The sequence below is a fragment of the Rahnella sp. ChDrAdgB13 genome, from assembly GCF_017655185.1.
GTDB classification, from domain to species: Bacteria; Pseudomonadota; Gammaproteobacteria; order Enterobacterales; family Enterobacteriaceae; genus Rahnella; species Rahnella contaminans.
Genome location: NZ_JAEMGT010000198.1, coordinates 1 through 4344, shown reverse-complemented (window position 1 = coordinate 4344; position 4344 = coordinate 1). Strand labels below are relative to the sequence as shown.

The 4344-nt window shown below is 48.0% G+C and carries 6 protein-coding genes; all 6 read right to left on the bottom strand.

The genetic code is table 11. The annotated features are described in order from the left end of the window. Nucleotides 1–70 precede the first annotated feature (70 nt). Entirely contained in the window at nucleotides 71–295 is a 225-nt protein-coding gene (locus J8X26_RS26540) for a hypothetical protein (protein ID WP_152326548.1), read from the bottom strand. A gap of 12 nt (nucleotides 296–307) precedes the next feature. Next, complete coding sequence (locus J8X26_RS26535) at nucleotides 308–814, bottom strand: lysis system i-spanin subunit Rz (RefSeq protein WP_208952520.1); 507 nt, start codon at nucleotides 812–814, stop codon at nucleotides 308–310. Continuing rightward, the gene (locus tag J8X26_RS26530) at nucleotides 807–1337 is read right to left on the bottom strand and encodes a lysozyme (RefSeq protein ID WP_208952519.1); all 531 of its coding nucleotides are present in this window, start codon (nucleotides 1335–1337) and stop codon (nucleotides 807–809) included. Before J8X26_RS26530 ends, J8X26_RS26535 begins: the two co-directional genes overlap by 8 nt. 1 nt (nucleotide 1338) lies before the next feature. After that, nucleotides 1339–1644 carry a hypothetical protein gene (locus J8X26_RS26525; RefSeq protein ID WP_208952518.1) on the bottom strand — a complete coding sequence of 102 codons (306 nt, stop codon included), beginning with the start codon at nucleotides 1642–1644 and terminating at the stop codon, nucleotides 1339–1341. Nucleotides 1645–2710: 1066 nt separating this feature from the next. Further along, entirely contained in the window at nucleotides 2711–2887 is a 177-nt protein-coding gene (locus J8X26_RS26520) for a hypothetical protein (RefSeq protein WP_193333155.1), read from the bottom strand. A gap of 475 nt (nucleotides 2888–3362) precedes the next feature. Beyond that, complete coding sequence (locus J8X26_RS26515; RefSeq protein WP_152326552.1) at nucleotides 3363–4181, bottom strand: antitermination protein; 819 nt, start codon at nucleotides 4179–4181, stop codon at nucleotides 3363–3365. Nucleotides 4182–4344 lie beyond the last annotated feature (163 nt).

Sequence of the window (4344 nt, the reverse complement as noted above, 5' to 3'; positions counted from 1 at the left end):
TAGGATAAATAAGTTTGAATAGTTTCGTCATTATCACAGGCACTCAGTGAATGCCTGCTGTAATGCCTACTCAGCTCGCTGGCTGGATTTCGACGTAATACTCTTTGCCTTGCTCAAACTGGTTGAATGCGTCAGGGTTTGAAATATGCATCTGAATCTGACCGCCCGGCGTGAGCTTAGACCAGGCTTCATTTTCATGGCTGCCGGAAGTTACGGCGCTCATATGAATGGAGCGGCTTGAATCGTCATCTGCCTTTTGAATGAAGTGGCAGCGGAATTTTGCTTTTACGGTCATGGTTGTTTCCTATCAGTTAATTGTGCAACGCTTCTGAGCTTCAGCGGCATAGCCCTGAAGGTACTGGATTACTTCGGCGTCTCTGCTGGTTGACTCTCTGAGACTGAGAACAGCCGATCCACCTGCTGGCGTGAGGTCGATTTGTACTGCATCGCCCAGGCTGCCGGTGCCGGAAGTGCTGTCCCCGACACGCTGACAGCTGGCAAGGTTTGCGGCGGCGATTTGCACCCGGCGAGTACTAGCAGCGACATCAGCGCGTAACTTCTCATTCTTGGCCTGTTCATCTGCTATTTCCTTCGTGTGCTTCGCATCCAGCGCAGTCAGCGCGGCCTGTGCCGCTTCGGTGCGCTTCTGCTGGTTGGTCAGGTCAATCACGGCATGATCGCTTTGTTTCTTCAGCTCTGCGGTGTGGGATTCTTTCAATATGGAAACGTCAGCGTCCCAGCGCAGACCTTCAACCCACCAGGCAAGAGCAGTGCCAGCCACGAAAGCCAGCACAATCGGTAAATTGTTATTCATCCAGCCCCCAGCACGTCAGCTCGCTTTCCTGATCACGCCTGATGACCTGTCCGGAGCAATTGTTCGCCCGAATTCGGCAATCTTTCCCACCGTCCCAGATCCAGCGTTTAATCTCTGCGCATGCACCTAAGCGGTCACCAGCGTTAATTTTTCGGTAGAACGTTGAAGGGAAGCATTTGCCAGGGCCGATGTTCCACGGACAAAACGACGCGATACCGACTTTCTGCGGTTCGGTCAGCGGGATATGAATGTTTTTATCAACCCACGCCATCGCTTTAGCCTGCTCGGCTTTGTCGATGGTGTCGCATTGCGCGCGGGTTAATTTCAAACCTTTTACAACAGGCCGACCATAAACGCGGGTTACGCCACCACAGATTGTCCAGACACCGCCGCGGTCTGTGTAAGCAGTAAGGCTGGTGCCTTCTTTTTCCCTTTGAAACTGAGCCATCATTACCGGTGCTGAAGCGCCAGCAGCTATCAGCACCAGCATTGCCGCGCTGAGTTTGGTTTTAATATTTGCCATATCAGCCTTCCGCTTTCGAAAGCGCTTCGCTGATCACCTTTGCGGCTGCTGGCTTTTCGTGAGCTGGTTTGGCGCGAGCATCGTCAAGATAGTCGCTGACAATTTTGGTGCGTTTTTCATTTTCCTTTCGGGCCTCGCGGGCATCCAGGCGACCACTGACATACGACGCAAAGGAAATGAGAACGCCGATGAGGCCAAACAGCATGTAAACCATGTCTTGAGTGGTGAAACCGCAGGCGGCCGCTATCGCAGCGAACCACGCAAAGAACTGCGTGACGATATTTCCTGAGCTTTGGTCCATTTTCATAGTCTCCCCCTCCGGTCTGCCGGTTGGGCGCGTAGTCGTAATAAAAGAAGGAATTAGCGGCTCAGTCACTTTGCGAAAGTAAAATGGTTAGCTGATTGACTGGCCGCCAAAACGGAAAAAGGCCGCCAATTGGCAGCCTCCAGAAACGCAAAAACCCGCACATCAGCAGGTTTCATAAGTAAGTTGTTGCAGTGAGCTCTACCGGTTACGCTCCGGCGTCGTTTAAGGATTTATCCGGTACGACCGTTCTTTTTGACACACTTGATGAATTTGCATTCATGTTGCCCCACTGCAACGGCGCAGAAAATAGCACAGAGACCGAAAACTAAAAAGCCTTGATGAAGGGTTCGATTAACATTCGGCTGAGTGCTGAGAAGATGGGAGATCGATAGTGCGTATCGGTGATTATCCCAACACTCATGCGAATGTGTTTTTAATCAATAGGTTCAGAAAGTACTTTAAAACCAAAAAGCCAACTAAATGAAATCTCACATTAAGTAGCCAGCATTTTTCTTAAAAAGGACGCGTTATTTTCACGTCCCCGTCCTCATCCATGCTGAAGCTAATGATGATGTCATCATCATTTGAATAAAAATAAACTTTACCCGCATAAGGTTCCATAAATTCAAATTTAATACTGTACATCAATTCGTTAACTGTAAGCTCGGGGTAACAAGCACGAATCAGATTTCGCACTTGCATATCAATCATTGGAGGTACTGACAGAAAAAATGGCATTTTAGCGCCTATTAGAGTTTCTTGTTGTACGACCAAATTATCTAAAATTTCACTTAAAGAAAACAGTTATTGAATGGGTTTCGGACGCCCGTTTGAATTTACGAGATTTTTTGTCATTCGGCTGAGTGCTGGCTTACCAAGCTTCAACGACTTATCAATGATCATCGTTTCAGTACTCATGCGAATGCGCTTTCCAGTCACTCCGGGTTATCCCTTCTTCGCAGACTGAAAAGCAGTGCTATTAGGTGCTTCGGTGCCGGGTGCCTCCCGGTGAACCCTTGGTGAGCTAACCGTGGTTAGCTGTCTTCACTATGAAAGGATTAGCTTATTAGCCCCTTTTCCTGATTATGCCGTTTAAACTACTAATTTCTATTTCCAAATCCTTTATTACATCAAGGGCGACGGCAATCACAGAAGTCACCGGCTTACCTTTGTAGCGATCATCTGAACATAGTTGCCCTCGTGCCGCTTTTAGCAAAATTGATTGACCATCTTTTTTATTCACAACATTCCCCCTGAAATAACTCAAATTAATCAGTATAATCTTTTTAAAAATCTACCACAAAAGGGATGCGCAATGAATAATGAGGATTTTATTGAATTTTTTAGTTGTAGAGTTTGCAAATGCGAATTCCTCAAACGCCCGGAGGTATCTGATTTTGATGAATACTTCATAGACGTCAGTTGCGCATCTTGTGGACGCAAAGTAACAAAAATGGAACTTATCCTGCTATTTCATAATCGTAGCCCTTACCCCCCAAAAAAATTAGATACTTCCATGTTTAAGTGAGATCGAGGTAAAGCAAGATTACTTACCATTAGATGCCCACATAACCGTATTGAGGGCATAAAAAAAGGCCGCCAATTTGGCAGCCCTAGAAATGACGAAGCCCCGGCGCTTGCCGAGGCTTGATATCAGGTATAACTTCCCATCATTGAGATAAATCTAGCCAGATTCGGCAACTTTTGCAACGCCTAAATCACTGGGTAACCTTTTTAAATTCTGATTCGGCTGCTGACTCCTCAATGAAGCACTTGGTTACGAGCTTCTCGTAGAACGGTTTCCAACTGTTGTTCCATGTTCTCTCCGGCAGGTCTGGAAGTAATGCTTTCACTGCTCGGTGTGCCACTGATGCTGGCAGACGGGAATAACCAACACCATGACAGCGCGGGCATTCCTTTTCTACCGGCAGCCCCATCAGAATGGATTTCTCCCGATCAACAACTTTACCAGTGCCGTTACACCGGCAACGGCTCGAAATAACGCCCTTCCCTTTGCATGGTTGGCAAATAACATCAACTATCTCTTCGCCTTCAGTTTTGGACTTCATTTCATCCCGGTAAAGCAGGCCTAAATTGCCCGGCAGCGCATCGAGATATTCACGACGGTCAATAGCCAGCTGATTTCTGAAGGTTCTCTTCTCTTTCAAAAAACCGGTACCGGAACAGCACGGACAATCAGACGTGGCCGCCGCCGAGCGCGCGTAATGTTCAAAAGCCATTTTCGCCATAATGCGCAAGCATTCAGCCATGCGCCGCCCTGCGACCTTACCGATATGTTTAGGTGCGTGCTGTTTGGCGTATTGCGTGAGCATGCCGACCGCTATGGTTTTGTCCTGCTGGCTGATACCGGCTTTTGCCAGGAACAGGCGCAACCCGAATTCAGCGCCGCTCTGCGTCATCCCCAACGCCGCCATAATATCGGTGATGTTCAGTGCATCACTGGCCGTCGCCCGGGAACTGTCGCTGATCGATAACCCTTTCGGGGAAAAATGCTTCAAAATCGTTTCAAGGTTCATGCTCTCTCCACACTTATTTTTGCTTGCCGGTAGCGATAACACCCATCGCCAGCGCGCGGTCTAATGTCTTCATGACCAGATACATCTGATCACCGGCTTTGTTGAATAAATCGAACTTTTGGCCGTAATCAGGATCAGATCACCACATTCCCGATCCTGTAGC